Consider the following 16,288-nt stretch of genomic DNA (forward strand, 5'->3'; position numbering starts at 1 on the left):
GATTAATCAGACTATACGACGATCCGCCGCGCGCCATCCGCCCTCGGACGCAGTCTGTCGTTTCGATGGGACCGACGTCACGCCGACCGCGCGACCCGTACTGCACGGAGGAACGATGCCCCCAGCCCGCGGACTCCACGCCCACGTGCTCGACACCCTCGGGCAGCGCATCGTCGACGGTGCGCTCGACCCCGGCACGGTGGTCCGCCCCGAGCTCGTGGCGGACGAGTTCGGCGTGTCCCGGTCGGTCGTGCGCGAGGCGCTCCGCGTCCTGCAGTCGCTCGGACTCGTCGAACCCCGGCAGCGCGTCGGCACGCAGGTGCTCGGCATCGGGTCGTGGGAACTGCTCGCCCCGACGGTCATCCGGTGGCGTGGCGCCTCGCCCGCCTACTTCGTGCAGCAGCGGGAACTCCTCGAACTACGGCTCGGCGTCGAACCCGTCGCAGCGTCGCTCACCGCCGGCGGCTCCGGGGCGTCCGCAGTCCTCGACGCCGCGCAGGACATGCTCGCCGCCTGCGCGCGCGAGGACAGCCGCGCGTACCTCGAGGCCGACGTCCGCTTCCACCGCGCCCTGCTCACCGGCTCCGGCAACGCCGTCTTCGCGCACTTCGCCGGCACCGTCGAGGCGCTGCTGCGCACCCGCACGTCGGAGTCGCGCGACACCATCACGCGATGGACGCGCGAGGCAGCACTCCGCCACGAGGCCGTCGGGCACGCGCTCGTCGCGGGTGACGGGGCCGCCGCGGCGGCCGCGACGACGGCGCTCGTCGGCGTCACGCGCGACGAGTTCATCGCGGAGGCCCCGCGCGACTGACGGGGTGTGCGGGGTGCGGGGGCGGGCCGGCACGCCGTGCGCTGACCGCCGAGGTTCCACAACGCGCCGTGCGCTGGTCGTCGAGGTTCCACAACGCGCGCGATCGCACGCCGAGATGCGCAGATTTCGGAACCTCGGCGCGGCCCGAGACGAGACGCGACCGACCGACGACGGACGACGGACCGACTACTTGCGCGCGAAGAGGCGGGGACCGCGCAACCGCAGGCGCATCGTCACCGTGCCGAGCCACCGGTCGTACTTGTAGCCGACCTTGCCCATCCGGCCGACCTCCTCGAAGCCGAGCCGCTCGTGCAGGCGGATCGAGGCCTCGGCCTGCCGGTCGGCGATGACCGCGACGACCTCGCGGACCCCGGCGGACCGGCACTCGTCGAGCAAGGCCTCCATGAGCGCACGGCCCAACCCCTTGCCCCCGGAGGCCGCTCCGAGGTAGATCGAGTCCTCGACCACCCGGTTCGACCGGTCGCGCGGGTTCCAGGCGTCCACTAGCGCGTAGCCGAGGATCTGCCCGGCGGGGTTCTCGGCCACCAGGAAGGGCAGCTTGCGCTTCCGGATGTCGTCGTAGCGCTGCTTCCACCGGGCAAAGGTGAACGCCGACGGGTCGAAGGTCACCGACGAGTTGCGGACGTAGTGCGTGTGGATCTCACGGACGTCGGGCAGGTCGCTCGCCTCGGCGGCACGGATCCGGTACTCGAACGCGGTCTCGCTCGCCGGCCGGGCACGCAGGTGTCGCGGCAGGACCCGCCGTCGCTGGTATTCCTCCTCGAGCACGTGTCGAGCCTACTGAGCGGGCAGCGACCAGTCGACCGGTGCCGCGCCCTGTTCCTGCAGCAGCGCGTTGACCTGCGAGAACGGCCGGCTGCCGAAGAAGCCCCGCGACGCACTCAACGGGCTCGGGTGCGCCGACGCCACCACCGGGGTGTCGCCGAGCAGCGGCCGGACGGACGCGGCCTGCGCGCCCCACAGCACGGCGACGAGCGGGGTCCCCCGGGCGACGAGTGCGCGGACGGCCTGGTCGGTGACGGCTTCCCAGCCCTTGCCGCGGTGACTACCGGCGTCGCCCGCACGGACCGTGAGCACACGGTTGAGCAGCAGCACGCCCTGGTCCGACCACGCACGCAGGTCACCGTGCGCCGGCGGGGTCACGCCGACGTCGGCGCTGAGCTCCTTGTAGATGTTCGCCAGGCTGCGCGGCACCGGACGAACTGCCGGGTCGACGGCGAACGACAGCCCGATCGGGTTGCCCGGCGTCGGGTAGGGGTCCTGCCCCACCACGAGCACCTTCACGGCGTCGAACGGCGTGGTGAAGGCCCGGAGCACGTCGGCGCCGGCCGGCAGGTAGGTGCGGCCGGCCGCTGTCTCGTCACGGAGCCAGGCACCCATGCGGTGCACGTCGGCCTCCACCGGAGCGAGCGCCGACGCCCAGCCCGGGTCGACCAGGTCGGCGAGCGGTCGTGGTTCCACGACGGCTACGCGCCCATCGTGGCGACGGCCACCGACTCCTCGCCGGCCATGACCCGCCAGACGCTGCCGGTGCCCCGGACCTCGAGCGCGCCCTCGCCGACGACGAGGGCGGTGTCCTCGTCGATCGCCAGGCCGGCGGTGACGAACTCGGCCTCGGCGCTCGCGATCAGGCGGGCGAGGGTGCCGGCCTGCACCGCGTGGACGTCGATGGTCAGGTCGACCAGGCCGAGCCCTTCGCGGAGTTCGACCTCGTCGAGTCCTTCAGAGGCTGCCTCGGGGCAGATCTCGACGCCGCCGATGCGCCAGCCGCCCACGAGCGCGCGGTCGGCGGCGATCATCGCACCGGCCGAGTAGCCCAGGTAGGGCAGGCCGTCGGCGACGAGCAGCCGAAGCTGGTCGACGAGTGGGGCGATCGCGCCCAGGTAGTCGGGGGTGACGCCGCCACCGACGACGAGCGCGTCGACGTCGCTCAGGACGGTCGTGTCGAACACCTGGCCGGCCGCGACCTCGGTGACGATGACCTCGGCCACGCGGGCACCGCCGAGCACCTCGGCGATGTCGGCGGTCGACGACGGACTGCCGCCGTCCGGGCCGGCGACCGAGAGCAGGGCGATGCGCGGGACCGTCCGGCCGACGGCGGCCGAGCGTGCGGTGGCCTCGGCGAGGAAGGGCGCTGCGGCGTCCGAGGCGGCGAAGAGTCCGCCGCCGACGAGGTGGATGCTCACGACTCGGCCGTCACCGGTGCGAGGGCGCTCCACGGGAACGTGATCCAGCCGTCGACCCGGCGCCACACGTGGTCGGGCTCGAGGACGGTGCCGGGCTTCGAGTACAGGCAGGCGCTGCGGACGTCGGCACCGGCGTTCCGGATGATGTCGACCACCAGGCGCAGGGTCCGACCGGAGTCCGACACGTCGTCGACGACGAGCACGCGCTTGCCGGCGAGGCTCGGGGCGTCGAGCGCGGGTGCGAGCACAACGGGCTCGTCCAGGCGCTGCTCGACGTCGGTGTAGAACTCGACGTTGATCGAGCCGCACTCCTTGGTGCCGAGCGCGTAGGCCACGGCACCGGCGATGATCAGCCCGCCGCGGGCGACGGCGACGACGACCTCGGGCTCGAAGCCGGAGGACAGCACGTCCTTCGCGAGCAGGCGTGCGGCGTCACCGAACTCCAGCCATCCGAGCACCTCGGGCCCGCTCGTCACGGTCACGGTCGACTGAGCCGGGGCCGTGGGCTCGGGTTCGCTGCTGATCGGCATCCGTCCACGGTACCGGCAGGGACCCCGCGCCCGCGACCCGTGGCCACCGCCCGGGCGCTGCGAACGCGATCAGCGCGGCGCGAGCGTCCCGCGCGCGAGCTTGTGCTGCGCCGACTGCGCGACCGGCCGGATCGTGACGAGGTCGAGGTTCACGTGCGGCGGCAGTTCCACCGCGTGCACGATCGCCTCGGCGACGTCGTCGGCCACGAGCGGGTCCGGCACGTCGTCGTAGACCGCAGCGGCCTTCTGCTCGTCGCCTCGGAAGCGGGTGAGCGCGAACTCGTCGGTCTTCACCAGGCCGGGGGCGATCTCGACGACGCGGATCGGTTCGCCGTTCAGCTCGAGCCGGAGCGCGCCGACCAGGGCGTGCTCGGCGAACTTCGCGGCGTTGTAGCCGCCGCCGTTCTCGTACGCCACGAACCCGGCGGTGCTCGTCACCGTGACGATGTCCGCTCCCCCGGTGTCGCGCGCACGGTCCCGCAGGTGCGGCAGCAGCGCGGCGACGACGCGCTTCGTGCCGATCACGTTCACCTCGAACATGGCCCGCCAGTCGTCGACGTCGGACTCCTCGACGCTGGCCGAGCCGAACGCGCCGCCGGCGTTGTTGACGAGGACATCGGCGCCGCCGAGCTCGGCGACGCGGGCGGCGAGCGCCTCGACGTCGGCAGCACTCGTGATGTCCGCCACCAGGACCTCGGCCCCGGTCTCCGCGGCGAGCGCCTCGAGCTTCGACTGCCGGCGGGCGACGGCGAGCACGTCCCAGCCCCGCGAGCGGAACAGTCGGACGGTGGCCGCTCCGATGCCCGAGCTCGCTCCGGTGACGACTGCGCGCCGTGCTGCCATGTGATCTGCCTCCTGCGTCGGTGTCGGGGCAACGGATCGCCCCGGTGTCGGGACGATGGTTCGCTCCGCTGTCGGGGCGACTGCTCGCCCCGGGTCCCCACCGTACCGAGCCGAGCAGGTCACGATCCGGTAACGTGACCGACGATGACGACGGATGCCGCCCCTCCCGCACCCTCGGCCCCGGCGACGCAGCTCGAACCCGGCCGGGCACCGCGCCGTATCCCGATGTGGGACACCGCGCGGTTCGTCGCGGTGACCCTCGTGGTGATCGGCCACGCGATCCAGCGCCAGACGACGGCGAGCGAGCACGCCCTGGCGCTCTACACGTTCATCTACGCGTTCCACATGCCCGCGTTCGGTGTGATCAGCGGCTACTTCTCGTCGGCCGACACCCCGACGGCGAAGCGCATGCGCCGGACGATCACCGACATCGTCGTGCCGTACATCATCATGCAGACGATCTGGACGGTGGTGCAGGGCATCGTCGAGGGCGGCAAGGACTTCAACCCGACGCAGCCGACCTGGACCCTGTGGTTCCTGCTGGCCCTCGGCATCTTCAAGCTGATCCTGCCGTACCTGGCGCAGCTGCGGTGGCCGTTGTTCTGGGCCGTCGTGTTCAGCATCGGCGTCGGCTACTTCGACAACGTCGACTCCACGCTCTCGTTGTCCCGTGCGATCAGCCTGCTGCCGTTCTTCCTGCTCGGGTGGCAGGTCAAGCAGTGGGGGCTCTTCGACCGCTGGTACGAGGCGTCGCGCCGCACCGTGGTCCGGGTGCGCGTCGCCGCCGGCGTGGTGTTCGCCGCGTGGGCCGTGTCGTGCGCGGTGTGGATCCCGCAGTTCAAGGAGTTCGACCTGCACCACTGGTTCTTCTACGACGACTCGTACTCGGGTCTCGGCGAGGACGCCTGGTGGGCGGGTGCCGTCCGGTTCGGGCTGATGCTGCTCGCGACGCTGCTCACCGCGTCGTTCCTGGTGCTCATCCCCCGCCGGAACATCTGGCTCACGCAGTTCGGTGCGGCGACGATGTACGTCTACCTGCTGCACACGTTCGTGCTCTACCCGATCCGCGAGTCCGGCGTGCTCGCCGGTCCGCACTCCGCGTGGCCGTTCGTGCTCCTGATGGTCGCGATCGCCTGCGCGGTCAGCCTCTTCCTGGCGCAGCCCTTCGTGCGGCGCGGGATGCGCTGGCTGCTCGAACCGAACGTCGGCTGGCTGTTCCGTCGCGACAAGTGACATTTCCGCGCAAGCAGTCGTCTTCGCTGCGCTCAGTCGGCAGCGCGCGACGTCGCGGCAGGCCGCGACCGATCCGCGTGGTCGCCGCCGTCAGCACCTGGCACCATCCCGGCCGGGAGGCGCGGGGCGGGCCCGGCGGGTGCGTTACGTCCCGAGGCGGGTGCGGTGGTGCGGGCCCGGCCACCTGCGTACCGTGACACCCGACGCACAGACGCGCCGCGCCTCCAGGCCGAGCGCAAGGCGACCCGACGACCAGCCGCACCGGACAGGAGCACCAAGATGACCGAGCACGACGCCGCGCAGTGGCGGTTCGAGACCACGCAGGTCCACGCCGGCGCACAGCCGGACCCGACCACGGGCGCCCGCGCCACCCCGATCTACAAGACGACCTCGTACGTCTTCGCGAACTCGGACGAGGCCCGCGACCTGTTCGCCCTCGCCAAGCCGGGCAACATCTACTCCCGCATCATGAACCCGACGAACGACGTCGTGGAGCAGCGCATCGCGGCACTCGAGGGCGGCAGCGGTGCACTCCTCGTGGCGTCCGGCCAGGCGGCGGAGACGTACGCCGTGCTGAACATCGCGGGTGCGGGCGACCACATCGTGTCGTCGTCGTCGATCTACGGCGGCACGTACAACCTGTTCAAGTACACGCTGGCGAAGCTCGGGATCGAGACCACGTTCGTCGAGGACCAGGACGACCTCGAGGAGTGGCGCCGCGCCGTCCGCCCGAACACGAAGCTCTTCTTCGCCGAGACCATCGGCAACCCGCGGATCAACGTCCTCGACATCACCGGCGTCAGCGACGTCGCGCACGAGTCCGGCGTCCCGCTGATCGTCGACAACACGATCGCGACGCCGTACCTGATCCGTCCGTTCGAGCACGGGGCCGACATCGTCGTGCACTCGGCGACGAAGTTCCTCGGCGGCCACGGCACCGTCATCGGCGGCATCATCGTCGACGGCGGGAAGTTCGCCTGGTCGCAGCACCCGGACAAGTTCCCGGAGTTCAACACGCCCGACCCGTCGTACCACGGCGCGGTCTTCGCCGAGGCCGTCGGCAACGAGCTCGCCTACATCGTGAAGGCCCGCGTGCAGCTGCTCCGCGACCTCGGGGCGTCGAACTCGGCGGACACCGCGTTCGCACTGCTGCAGGGCATCGAGACGCTGTCGCTCCGCATCGAGCGCCACGTGTCGAACGCGCAGGAGATCGCGGAGTGGCTCGACCAGCACCCGGACGTCGCGACCGTCGCCTACGCCGGCCTGCCGACGTCGCCCTGGTACGCCGCGGCGAACCGGTACGCGCCGAAGGGGGTCGGCGCCGTGCTCTCGTTCGAACTCAAGGGCGGGGTGCCCGCGGGCAAGGCGTTCGTCGACAACCTGCAGCTGTTCTCGCACCTGGCGAACATCGGCGACGTGCGCTCGCTCGTGATCCACCCGGCGTCCACCACGCACTCGCAGCTCACGCCCGAGCAGCAGCTCACCACCGGGGTGACGCCGGGCCTGGTGCGCCTGTCCGTCGGCATCGAGAACATCGAGGACCTGAAGGCCGACCTCGAGGCCGGGCTCGCCGCGGCCCGTGCGGTCTCGCAGGAGGGGCAGCGCGCCTAGCGTTCGCCCGAGCACCGACTCGGAACGACAAGGTCGACGTCGCACGACGTCGACCTTGTCGTCTCCCCGCCCGTGCAACAGTTGCCGACGCGGCGGTGCGACTTCCTCGACGTCGTACGACGTCGACGTTGTCGTACCCGCCCGCGCACCCACCCGCAGACGCCCGGACCAGGACGACGCGAGCGCGGCCCGGGACCCGGTCGCGGGGCGGGCGTGACGTAACACGGCGGCGGCGACCCGCGCCTCCCGGCAGACTGGACGCACCATGGACTGGCAGACGACCCCCGAGGACTCCGTGCCGTCCACCCTGGTGCCCGGCGCCGAACTCGGCACCATCGGCAAGCCGCCGGTCACCGGCGCCTGGCGCCCCGGCGACCACCCGGGTGCGCGCCACTTCGCATCCCTCGGCGAGCAGTGGGTGCGCGGCGGGCGGCTGCCGGCCGTGCGGGTGGCGTACGAGTCGTGGGGCACGCTCAACGCGGCGCGCGACAACGCCGTCCTGCTCTTCCACGCGCTGACCGGCGACTCGCACGTCGCGGGCGCACCCGGTCCGGGCCACCGCACCGCCGGCTGGTGGGGCGACGTCGTCGGACCCGGCCTGGCGATCGACACCGACCGCTGGTTCGTGATCGCGCCCAACATGCTCGGCGGCTGCCAGGGCACGACCGGGCCGTCGTCGGTGGCACCCACCGGGGTCGAGTGGGGCTCGCGGTTCCCGTTCGTCACCGTGCACGACCAGGTCGAGGTGCAGCGCCAGCTCGCCGACCGGCTCGGCATCGACGTGTTCGCGGCCGTCGTCGGCGGGTCGATGGGCGGGATGCACGCGCTCGAGTTCGCGGTGTCACACCCCGCACGCGTCCAGCGGCTGGCGGTGCTGGCCTCGACGGCGCAGACGACGGCGGACCAGATCGCGGCGAACTCCCTGCAGCGCTCGGCGATCCAGATGGACCCGGCGTTCGCGGGCGGTGACTACTACGAGGCCGACGCTGGCGAGGGCCCGCACCGCGGGCTGGCGCTTGCACGGCGGATGGCGTTGATGACCTACCGGGCGTCGGACGAGCTGAACGGCCGGTTCGCCCGGTCGTGGCAGAGCGACGTGTCCCCGCTCGGCGACGACGGCCGGTTCTCGGTGGAGAGCTACCTCGACTTCCACGGCAACAAGTTCACCCGGCGCTTCGACGCGTCGTCGTACATCACGCTCACGCACGCGATGGACTCCCACGACGTCGGGGCCGGGCGGGGCGGTGTCGCTGCCGCGCTCGAACTCGTGACGGCCCGCACGCTTGTCGTGGGGATCTCGAGCGACCGGCTGTTCCCGATCGAGGACCAGCACCGGATCGCCGCCGGGGTGCCGGACACGCTCGACGGTGACACGGCCGCGGTGATCGAGAGCGAGTTCGGGCACGACGGGTTCCTCATCGAGCACGAGCAGGTCGGCGCGCACCTGCGGCGGTTGCTCGACGGCTGAACGCGACACGGCGCGCGGCGGGGCGGGGCACACGCGGCGGGGCGGCGGCGGCACGCGCGGCGACGGCGGCGGCACGCGCGGCACCCGTGGCGGCACGCACCGGGGCGGCGGCACGCGCGGCACGGCGCGCCGAACACCCCCCAACGGGTGTCGCCCGTGGTTGGATGGCTGCGAGCCCGGACTGAACGAGGCTCGGTTTCCCGCACGACCCGTCACACCAGCTCGTCACCAACCAGGACATCGATGGAATTCATCGCACAGGAACGCGACCGCTTGCTGCGGGCGACGACCCGTGTCGTGGGCATCGTCTGCGCGCTCATCAGCGTCGTCGGCGTGGTCTCCGCCGCCGCGGTCTCCGCCCTGCCGCTCGTGGGCGCCCTGCTGTGCATCGCCGCGATGGTCGCCGCGTTCGTGTTCTTCGGGCGCAGTGGCACCGTGTGGTGGACCGCCGCGATCCTCGTCACGGGCCTCGCCTCGCTCGCGCTGCTGTTCTCCGGCGTGGACGAGTCGGTCCGCCCGCTCGTCGCCAGCGCCGTCATGCCGCTCGCGGGCGGCTCGCTGTCCGCCCCGCTGATGGCGCAGCGCGGCCAGCCGTTCGGCCTCGGACTCACGATCGGCACCGGCGCGATCGTCGTCGTCGTGATGGTGTGGGCCACCGGCGGGCTCCTGTCGACGCCCGTCAGCGGCGCCCTGCTCGGCTGGGTGCTCATCGCGGTCGTGTCCGTCTGGATCTCGCGCAGCATCCCCCGCGTCGCCCGACGGATCTACAGCATCGGCACCGCGCACCGCGCCGAACGCCAGGCCAGCGAGACCGAGGCCCAGCGGCGGCAGGGGGCGCGGCTGCTGCACGACACGGTCCTCGCGACGCTCACGCTCCTCGCCCACTCCGGCGTCGGGGTCTCCGAGCAGGCCATGCGCGAGCAGGCCGCCGAGGACGCCAGACTCCTGCGCCACCTGCGACTCGGCGCGACCCCGCAGCCGTCGCAGTCCGGCGACTACTCGCTCACCCGCGAAGAGGAGTCGCCGCTCGGCCAGACCCTCGAGTCGGTGAAGCAGCGCTTCGGGCGGATGGGCCTCGAGGTCAGCTGGCACGGCACCGGCCAGGTGCTGCTGCCCTCGCACGTGCTCGACGCCTTCCTGCTCGCACTCGGCGAGTGCCTCGAGAACGTCCGCCGGCACGCCGGCGTCGGCGAGGCGCACGTCACGATCGTCCACGACAACGACATGGTGCGCGCCATGGTCACGGACTCCGGCGTCGGGTTCGACCTGACCACCGTGAGCGCCGAGCGACTCGGCTTCAAGGAGAGTGTCGTGAGCCGCCTGCGCGAGGTCGGCGGCGACGCCAAGCTCTTCTCCGCGCCGGGCTCCGGCACCACCGTCGTCCTGGAGGCACCTCGATGACCCGGGTCCCCGAGGACACCATCAGCCGAGGCCTGCCCGGCGAGTCGACCGGGCAGCAGCCGCCCCGCACCCGCCGCGAGGCGCGCGAGCGCTACCGCACCAGCGAGCGTCGGCAGGCCCGCGGGCTCCCCTCGACCTCGACCGGTGCACGGTCGCTCCGCCAGGCCGCCAAGCCCGGCGCCTCACTCGGAGCCGGGTACCTCGGCCTCGGCGCCGCGGTGCTCACCGCCATCGAGGCCGTCTCCGGCATCGTGTACTTCCTGGTCCGCTGGTCCGACTTCTCCGACCCGTGGTTGCCCGCAGCCGCCTGGATGCTCTACATCGTCGCCGCGGTCGGTGTCGGTCTGAGCGTGCTGACCTACGGCGAGCGGTTGACCGGGCTGGCCTTCGTGCTGATCTGCGTCGTGCTGGCGTGCGTCGTGACCCTGGACTTCATCGGCATCTGGCCCGAGCACGACATCGCCCACACGGCATCGGCGTCGATCGCCGCGGGCTTCGCGCTCCTGCCGATCGCCACGCTCCGACCCGCCCGCGAGGTCGCCGCCGCCATCGCGGTCCTCGGCCTGGCGTTCGTCGGCATGAGCGTCGCCTCGACCCCGATCACCAACGACACGCTGCCGGGCATCGTGTCCCTGCTGGCCCTGGTCGTCGTGCCGCCGTCGATCGCCCTGTACGTCGTGCAGCGGTTCCGGCAGCTCGTGCAGAGGGAGCTCGACCGGGTGCTCGTGCAGAGCAACGTGCAAGCGCCGCAGTTCGCCGTCGGCATGCTCGCCTCGGACGAGCTCGCCCGACTCGACCTGGCCGCCGAGAAGCTGCTCGACGCCGTCGCGAACGGCACCGATCCCCTGCCGCTGTCGGACGCCTCGAGCTCCGTCGCCGCCTCGCTCGCGACCGAGCTCCGCCTGCACCTCATCGAGGGACGGCGCGAGACCTGGCTGTACCACGCGATCACGGAGTCCGACCACCTCGGCCGTTCGGTGAGCGTCGCCGACCCGGGCGCCCTGGCCGGACACCTCACCCCCGCCCAGCGCGACGGACTGCTGCAGGCCCTGTGGCAGATGGTCGGCGACGGCCGCACCGCCACCCCCGGCCTGCCGGTCGTCGCGGTCACGCTCGGCCCGGTCGGGTCCGACGGCCACCCCGTCACCGACGAGCGGATGGACGTGCCGGTCGTGATCGAGTCCCGCGGCGTCCAGCGCCGACGCCTCGGCCCCACCGCCTGGAGCGCCCTGCAACGCATCGGCCCGTACACCGAGACCGTCCGCGACGGCGCGCTCCACATCGTCGCCCACTGCGTCGTGGACCGACATCCGTCGATGTAGCTGCCGGACACCCGGACAGCCTGCCCGTGCCACGTGCCCCTCCCTCCTAGGATCGGGCACGAACTGCCCCCGAGAAAGGACGCCCGCATGGCGACTCCAGAGGAACCCATCCGACTCGCACTCGTCGACGACCACAGGATGCTCCTCGGCGCGCTCACGGAGTGGATCCGGAGCGCCGCCGACGACATCACGCTGGTGGCCGCGGTCACGACCTGGCCCGAGCTCCTGACGAGCCCGGCGTTCCCGGTGGACGTGGTGCTGCTCGACCTGGACCTCAAGGACTCCATCCCGGTGTCGCTGAAGATCTCGACGCTCAAGACCGCCGGTGTGAAGACCGTCGTGATGAGCACCTACTCGGAGCCGAACGTCGTGCGCGAGGCCCTGGCGGCCGGCGCACTCGGCTACCTGGTGAAGAGCGAGGACGCCGACATGATCGTCGAGGCGATCCGCTCCGCCCAGCGCGGCGAGCAGTACGTCTCCGCCGAGCTCGACCTGGCCATCAACAGCGGCGACGTCGGTGGCGTCCCGAAGCTCAGCGCCCAGGAGCGTCGCGTGATGGCCCTGTACGGCGGTGGCGAGCCCGTGAAGAGTGTCGCGTACCAGCTCGGCATCTCCGAGGAGACCGCGAAGAGCTACCTCAAGCGCATCCGCGAGAAGTACCGCGTCGCAGGCTTCGACGTGGGCACGAAGGTGGCGCTCCGGAAGCGGGCGATCACCGACGGCATCATCGTGCAGGACGGCGGCCCGCTGGGCCTGTAGCGCGGCGCACATGGGCGCTTGCCCGCTTCGTGAGCACAAATGGTCGGGTCCCATCACGGGACCCGACCATTTCTGCTCACCATGGGCGGTCTGCCGCACCCACATCGGACGGGAGGCCCGTGGCGGCGTCGCCACGGGCCTCCCGTCCGGTGCGTGGGCGCGCCCACCGCGCGCGATCAGTGGATCGGGACCGGCCTGCGGTCTGTCCCGCCGCAGCGACACGGTGCCGCCGATGCCGGCGGTCCGTTCCACGAAAGCGACACTCTGCGGCGAACAGTTCGCGGCAGACTGTCGCTTTCGCGAACCGCGCTGGGGGCGCCCGCGCGTGGTCAGTGGATGGGGACCGGCGCGGTGATCGGGCCGGTGCTCGGCGACGGGGAGCGCAGCGCCGCACGGCGCGTGGTGCGACGCTCGACCGAGTAGCTGAACATCGTGACGAGGACGCCGAGCAGCGCGAGGACGATGCCGAGCCAGCCCGGTGCGACGAACCCGAAGCCGGCAGCGATGACCGCACCGCCGAGTGCTGCGCCGAGCGAGTTGCCGATGTTGAACGCGGAGTGGTTGAGCGCCGCGGCGATCGTCCGGGCGTCGCCGGCGACGTCCATCAGGCGGGACTGCACCGCCGGCGGGATCGCCGACGAGGTCGCACCGAGCAGGAAGGCGCCGATCAGCATGCCCCAGAGCCACTGCGCGGTCAGCACCGTGAGCAGCAGCGCGCCGATGAGCGAGAACATGCCGAAGTAGATCGTGCGCTTCACGCTGTGGTCGGCGAGGTGTCCGCCGAGCACACCGCCGACGACCATGCCGATGCCCACGACCACCAGGACGATCGGCACGAACGACTCCGGCATGCCCGTGACGTGCTGCACGAGCGGCGAGATGTACGAGTAGACGGCGAAGAACCCACCGAACCCGACGGCGCCGAGGCCCATCACGATCCAGACCTGCGGCACGCGGAAGGCGCGGAGCTCCCGGCCGATCGTCGCGTGCTCGTCACGGGCGCTCTTCGGCACGAAGGCCGCGACGGCGAGGAACGTGAGCGCGAACAGTGCGGCGACGACGCCGTAGGCGATCCGCCAGCCGGCGAGCTGGCCGACCCAGGTGATCGCGGGGACGCCGACGACGTTCGCGACGGACAGGCCGAGCAGCACCATCGCGATGCCCTTGCCGCGCTTGCCCGGGCCCATCATGTCGCCCGCGACGATCGAGGCGATGCCGAAGTAGGCGCCGTGCGGCAGACCCGCCACGAACCGGGCGACGAGCACCAGTCCGAACGACGGCAGCAGCGCACTCGCGATCGTCGCGAGGACGAACCCGACGAGCAGCACGAGGATCAGGCCCTTGCGCGGGAACTTCGCCGACATCGCCGCGATGGTGGGAGCACCGACGACGACCCCGAGGGCGTAGGCACTGACGAGCCAGCCCGCGTGCGCGATGCCGGCGTCCGGGTCGAGGCCGTACTGCTGCGGCAGCAGTGCCTGCGCGATGTTCGGCAGCAGGCCCATCGCGACGAACTCGGTCGACCCGATGGCGAAGCCGCCGAGGGCGAGCGAGATGAGCGCGGCGGTGCGACGCGCAGGCGTGAGCTGTGACATGGGGCCTGTTCTCGGACGACGTCCTGCACGGGCGGCGTCGGATCGGGGTGTCGGCTGGACGGTGTCGCCTGGGCGACGGTGGTGACGGAGGCGTCCCGCGGTCGTCGCGGCGCACGTGCCGATCGGCAACGCGGCCACGCCCGAGCGGGGTGCCGGTCCGGGTTCAGCAGCGAACGGGACGGTCCGGGTGGCGACGACCATCCGGTCCGAGCAGTGTAGACCGCTCCAAAGGCCGAACGGAAGTCGCCGTGCGCGGCCAGCACGGGTCGCACCGGGCTGGCCCGGTCGTACCCGAGGAGAACCGGGTCAGGCCGCCTGACGCTCCGTATGGGCGGGACGCGTCGACGCGGGTGCGAGATCGGGCAGCTCGTCGCGGTGCGTCCAGCCGGAGCCGCACTCGGCGCACGTGGCCCAGGCGTTCTCGCCCTGTTCGTCCGTGTCGATGACGACCGTTCGCAGGTCGCAGTCGGGGCACCAGCCGTCGTGGGTCATCACGCGCTCCTCGTCGTCTCGGGGCCACCGGATGTGGCTCGACAGGGGCCATGAGACACCCGACCACCGACATCCGCGGGAGGGCGTCGGCGTGTCGCGCGGGCCCTCGTTGTTCAATGAGCACGTGACCCTCGCCACCACCGTGCTCGCATCGTGCCGCGCCGGCGCGCCCGTGAACTGCGAGGACGCCACCGACCCGATGGGCATGGTCATCGTGCTCATCGCGGTGCTCGCCGGCATCGCGCTGCTGACGGTGTTCGTGGTGCTCGGGCCGGACCCCCGCCGTCGGACCCGGGCACGGCGGCGCGACAAGCGCTGAGCGCGAGCGCCGAGCGACAGCGCCGAACGCGAGCGCCGAGCGACAGCGCCGGCCGCTGAGCGCTACTCGCCGAGCGCAGCCTCGAGCCGCTCGAGCTTGCCGTCGATCTCGCCGGTGTGCCCCGGTCGGATGTCGGCCTTGAGCACGAGCGACACCCGCGTGCCGTAGACGCCGACGGCCTCGGTGGCACGCTTGACGACGTCCATGACCTCGTCCCACTCCCCCTCGAGCTCGGTGAACATCGACGACGTGCGGTTCGGCAGGCCGCTCTCGCGGACCACCCGCACGGCTGCGGCGACGGCGTCGTGCACGGAGCCGTCCGCCTGTTCGGAGGGACCACCGGACGGAGCAACGGAGAAGGCGACGATCATGCGTCCATCCTGCCCGCGCCCCGGCCCATCCGCACCAGCTCGACCACGGTCCACGCCAGGATCGCCACCTCGAGCACGTTCCGCAGCGTCAGCACCACGAGCATCCACGGCTGCAGTGTGAGCACCTGGTCGTAGTAGGCCGGGTAGATCAGCTGCGTCAGCACGGCGGTGGGGAGCGCGGCGATCGCGATCGGCACGAACCGGCGCACACTCGGCGTCCCGGCCGCCAGTCCCCACACGATCGGCACGGCGAGCCACCCGATGTACTGCGGCGACCCGACCTTGTTGGTGGCGATGAGCGCGGCGACGAACAGCAGCGCGAGCACGGGCGCGAGCTCGGCCCGACGGGCTCCGCGGCGTGCGGCCCACAGCGCGAGGACGACACCGGCGACGACCACGAGGGCCATCAGCGGCGTCGAGACCGCGGCAGCGGCGTGCGTGCCGGCACCGGAGACCTCGAACGTCAGGATCTGCTGGTTGTAGAAGACGGCCGCACCAGGAGCCTCGAACGCTGCCGCCCACATGAACGGCGTCGCGAGCGGCGACTCGATCTGCAGCGCTCGGCCGGTTTGCTCCCCGATGAACGACAGCAGGTACGGCGCTCCGCCCCAGAGCACGTCGACGAGCACGATGAGCGCGCTGAGCACGAGGGCACCAGCCAGCACACCGCGGCGGTGCCCCTTGCGCAGGAGCAGCAGCACGGCGACGAGGGCGGCCGGCCAGACCTTCGTCCACGCACCGGCGGTGAACAGCGCCGAGGCGACCGCCGGCCGCGAGGCGACGAAGGCCACCCCGACCAGCGCGAACACCGTCGCGACGGTGTCGATGCGACCGAGCGCGATCGGCCCGAGTGCGAGCAGGAAGGCGAGCCACCACCACACGACCCGCACGCCACGCGACGACGAGCCGTCCGCACGCGAGCCGAACGCGCCGCGCGCCCGGAACCGCCACAGGAACGAACACGCCACGGCGTCGAGCAGGACCATCAGCAGCAGCCACCCGGAGCCGATCGACGCGATCCCACCGAGTGCTGCGGCGGCCATCGGCACGATCGCCAGGATCGGGTAGACCCACTCGCCGTCGATCCCGACCCAGAAGTCCGCGCTCCGCCCGGTCTCGATCCACCGGCTGTAGGTGATGGTGACGTCGCCGAGCGGAAGGTTCGCCGAGATCGCGGTCAGCCACCACAGCGCCGCGTGCACGGCGGTGAACGCCAACACGAACCCGACGCGTTCGATCCACGGGTTCCCGGTCCTGCGCACCGAACGAGCGTACCGGCAGCGAGCGCACCCGAACCGGCAGCGAGCACACCCGAACCGGCTG

At 72.0% G+C, this 16,288-nt stretch carries 17 protein-coding genes; 8 read left to right on the forward strand and 9 right to left on the reverse strand.

Features of this window, described 5'->3' with window-relative positions; all coding sequences use genetic code 11:
• Window positions 1–115: 115 nt before the first annotated feature.
• The gene (locus tag HQQ88_RS04110; protein ID WP_173168681.1) at window positions 116–814 is read left to right on the forward strand and encodes an FCD domain-containing protein; all 699 of its coding nucleotides are present in this window, start codon (window positions 116–118) and stop codon (window positions 812–814) included.
• Window positions 815–1,000: 186 nt separating this feature from the next.
• On the opposite strand, the gene HQQ88_RS04115 is transcribed toward HQQ88_RS04110, so the two are convergent.
• The 5 genes from HQQ88_RS04115 to HQQ88_RS04135 form a co-directional block, all read right to left on the reverse strand.
• The gene (locus HQQ88_RS04115; RefSeq protein ID WP_123294233.1) at window positions 1,001–1,603 is read right to left on the reverse strand and encodes a GNAT family N-acetyltransferase; all 603 of its coding nucleotides are present in this window, start codon (window positions 1,601–1,603) and stop codon (window positions 1,001–1,003) included.
• Between the two features lie 9 nt (window positions 1,604–1,612).
• Window positions 1,613–2,296 carry a uracil-DNA glycosylase gene (locus HQQ88_RS04120; protein WP_123339794.1) on the reverse strand — a complete coding sequence of 228 codons (684 nt, stop codon included), beginning with the start codon at window positions 2,294–2,296 and terminating at the stop codon, window positions 1,613–1,615.
• A 5-nt stretch (window positions 2,297–2,301) separates the two neighbouring features.
• On the reverse strand, window positions 2,302–3,021 hold the full coding sequence (locus tag HQQ88_RS04125; protein WP_173168682.1) for a Type 1 glutamine amidotransferase-like domain-containing protein: 720 nt from the start codon (window positions 3,019–3,021) through the stop codon (window positions 2,302–2,304).
• On the reverse strand, window positions 3,018–3,551 hold the full coding sequence (locus HQQ88_RS04130; protein ID WP_173168683.1) for a phosphoribosyltransferase: 534 nt from the start codon (window positions 3,549–3,551) through the stop codon (window positions 3,018–3,020). Before HQQ88_RS04130 ends, HQQ88_RS04125 begins: the two co-directional genes overlap by 4 nt.
• 69 nt (window positions 3,552–3,620) lie before the next feature.
• The gene (locus HQQ88_RS04135; protein ID WP_173168684.1) at window positions 3,621–4,394 is read right to left on the reverse strand and encodes an SDR family oxidoreductase; all 774 of its coding nucleotides are present in this window, start codon (window positions 4,392–4,394) and stop codon (window positions 3,621–3,623) included.
• A gap of 144 nt (window positions 4,395–4,538) precedes the next feature.
• Between HQQ88_RS04135 and HQQ88_RS04140 the strand changes: the two genes are divergently transcribed.
• The 6 genes from HQQ88_RS04140 to HQQ88_RS04165 all read left to right on the forward strand — a co-directional run bounded on the left by HQQ88_RS04140 (window position 4,539) and on the right by HQQ88_RS04165 (window position 12,188).
• Complete coding sequence (locus HQQ88_RS04140; protein WP_173168685.1) at window positions 4,539–5,627, forward strand: acyltransferase family protein; 1,089 nt, start codon at window positions 4,539–4,541, stop codon at window positions 5,625–5,627.
• 279 nt (window positions 5,628–5,906) lie between these two features.
• Window positions 5,907–7,238, forward strand: a complete 1,332-nt coding sequence (locus HQQ88_RS04145) for a bifunctional o-acetylhomoserine/o-acetylserine sulfhydrylase (RefSeq protein WP_111086406.1) — start codon at window positions 5,907–5,909, stop codon at window positions 7,236–7,238.
• A 265-nt stretch (window positions 7,239–7,503) separates the two neighbouring features.
• Window positions 7,504–8,706 (forward strand): homoserine O-acetyltransferase, encoded by a 1,203-nt coding sequence (locus HQQ88_RS04150; RefSeq protein ID WP_173168686.1) that lies wholly within the window; start codon window positions 7,504–7,506, stop codon window positions 8,704–8,706.
• Between the two features lie 243 nt (window positions 8,707–8,949).
• Window positions 8,950–10,107, forward strand: coding sequence for an ATP-binding protein (locus HQQ88_RS04155; protein ID WP_173168687.1), 1,158 nt, complete (start codon window positions 8,950–8,952; stop codon window positions 10,105–10,107).
• Window positions 10,104–11,429, forward strand: a complete 1,326-nt coding sequence (locus tag HQQ88_RS04160) for a hypothetical protein (protein WP_173168688.1) — start codon at window positions 10,104–10,106, stop codon at window positions 11,427–11,429. Before HQQ88_RS04155 ends, HQQ88_RS04160 begins: the two co-directional genes overlap by 4 nt.
• 87 nt (window positions 11,430–11,516) lie before the next feature.
• Entirely contained in the window at window positions 11,517–12,188 is a 672-nt protein-coding gene (locus HQQ88_RS04165; RefSeq protein ID WP_111086410.1) for a response regulator transcription factor, read from the forward strand.
• 329 nt (window positions 12,189–12,517) lie between these two features.
• Here HQQ88_RS04165 and HQQ88_RS04170 read toward each other — a convergent pair whose 3' ends face one another.
• A complete protein-coding gene (locus tag HQQ88_RS04170; RefSeq protein ID WP_173168689.1) occupies window positions 12,518–13,783 on the reverse strand; it encodes an MFS transporter in 1,266 nt (421 codons plus the stop codon).
• A 306-nt stretch (window positions 13,784–14,089) separates the two neighbouring features.
• Window positions 14,090–14,275 carry a hypothetical protein gene (locus HQQ88_RS04175; protein ID WP_173168690.1) on the reverse strand — a complete coding sequence of 62 codons (186 nt, stop codon included), beginning with the start codon at window positions 14,273–14,275 and terminating at the stop codon, window positions 14,090–14,092.
• A 124-nt stretch (window positions 14,276–14,399) separates the two neighbouring features.
• On the opposite strand from HQQ88_RS04175, the gene HQQ88_RS04180 reads away from it, so the two are divergent.
• Window positions 14,400–14,594 carry a hypothetical protein gene (locus HQQ88_RS04180; RefSeq protein ID WP_173168691.1) on the forward strand — a complete coding sequence of 65 codons (195 nt, stop codon included), beginning with the start codon at window positions 14,400–14,402 and terminating at the stop codon, window positions 14,592–14,594.
• A gap of 62 nt (window positions 14,595–14,656) precedes the next feature.
• Here the strand turns inward: HQQ88_RS04180 and HQQ88_RS04185 are convergent, their stop codons facing one another.
• Together HQQ88_RS04185 and HQQ88_RS04190 are read right to left on the reverse strand one after the other, a co-directional pair.
• Window positions 14,657–14,965: a thiamine-binding protein gene (locus HQQ88_RS04185; RefSeq protein WP_123294222.1), complete on the reverse strand. Its 309-nt coding sequence runs from the start codon at window positions 14,963–14,965 to the stop codon at window positions 14,657–14,659.
• Window positions 14,962–16,227, reverse strand: a complete 1,266-nt coding sequence (locus HQQ88_RS04190) for a glycosyltransferase 87 family protein (protein WP_173168692.1) — start codon at window positions 16,225–16,227, stop codon at window positions 14,962–14,964. The genes HQQ88_RS04185 and HQQ88_RS04190 overlap by 4 nt, the downstream gene beginning before the upstream one ends.
• Window positions 16,228–16,288: the final 61 nt, after the last annotated feature.

This window comes from Curtobacterium sp. VKM Ac-2861 (genome assembly GCF_013204965.1).
GTDB lineage: Bacteria > Actinomycetota > Actinomycetes > Actinomycetales > Microbacteriaceae > Curtobacterium.

What these genes read in the sequence shown, in the direction of transcription:
- HQQ88_RS04110 (WP_173168681.1), top strand. Translation starts at nt 116, where the DNA reads ATGCCCCCAGCCCGCGGACTCCACGCCCACGTGCTCGACACCCTCGGG.
- HQQ88_RS04130 (WP_173168683.1), bottom strand. Translation starts at nt 3,551, where the DNA reads ATGCCGATCAGCAGCGAACCCGAGCCCACGGCCCCGGCTCAGTCGACC.
- HQQ88_RS04135 (WP_173168684.1), bottom strand. Translation starts at nt 4,394, where the DNA reads ATGGCAGCACGGCGCGCAGTCGTCACCGGAGCGAGCTCGGGCATCGGA.
- HQQ88_RS04140 (WP_173168685.1), top strand. Translation starts at nt 4,539, where the DNA reads ATGACGACGGATGCCGCCCCTCCCGCACCCTCGGCCCCGGCGACGCAG.
- HQQ88_RS04145 (WP_111086406.1), top strand. Translation starts at nt 5,907, where the DNA reads ATGACCGAGCACGACGCCGCGCAGTGGCGGTTCGAGACCACGCAGGTC.
- HQQ88_RS04150 (WP_173168686.1), top strand. Translation starts at nt 7,504, where the DNA reads ATGGACTGGCAGACGACCCCCGAGGACTCCGTGCCGTCCACCCTGGTG.
- HQQ88_RS04155 (WP_173168687.1), top strand. Translation starts at nt 8,950, where the DNA reads ATGGAATTCATCGCACAGGAACGCGACCGCTTGCTGCGGGCGACGACC.
- HQQ88_RS04160 (WP_173168688.1), top strand. Translation starts at nt 10,104, where the DNA reads ATGACCCGGGTCCCCGAGGACACCATCAGCCGAGGCCTGCCCGGCGAG.
- HQQ88_RS04165 (WP_111086410.1), top strand. Translation starts at nt 11,517, where the DNA reads ATGGCGACTCCAGAGGAACCCATCCGACTCGCACTCGTCGACGACCAC.
- HQQ88_RS04170 (WP_173168689.1), bottom strand. Translation starts at nt 13,783, where the DNA reads ATGTCACAGCTCACGCCTGCGCGTCGCACCGCCGCGCTCATCTCGCTC.
- HQQ88_RS04175 (WP_173168690.1), bottom strand. Translation starts at nt 14,275, where the DNA reads ATGACCCACGACGGCTGGTGCCCCGACTGCGACCTGCGAACGGTCGTC.
- HQQ88_RS04185 (WP_123294222.1), bottom strand. Translation starts at nt 14,965, where the DNA reads ATGATCGTCGCCTTCTCCGTTGCTCCGTCCGGTGGTCCCTCCGAACAG.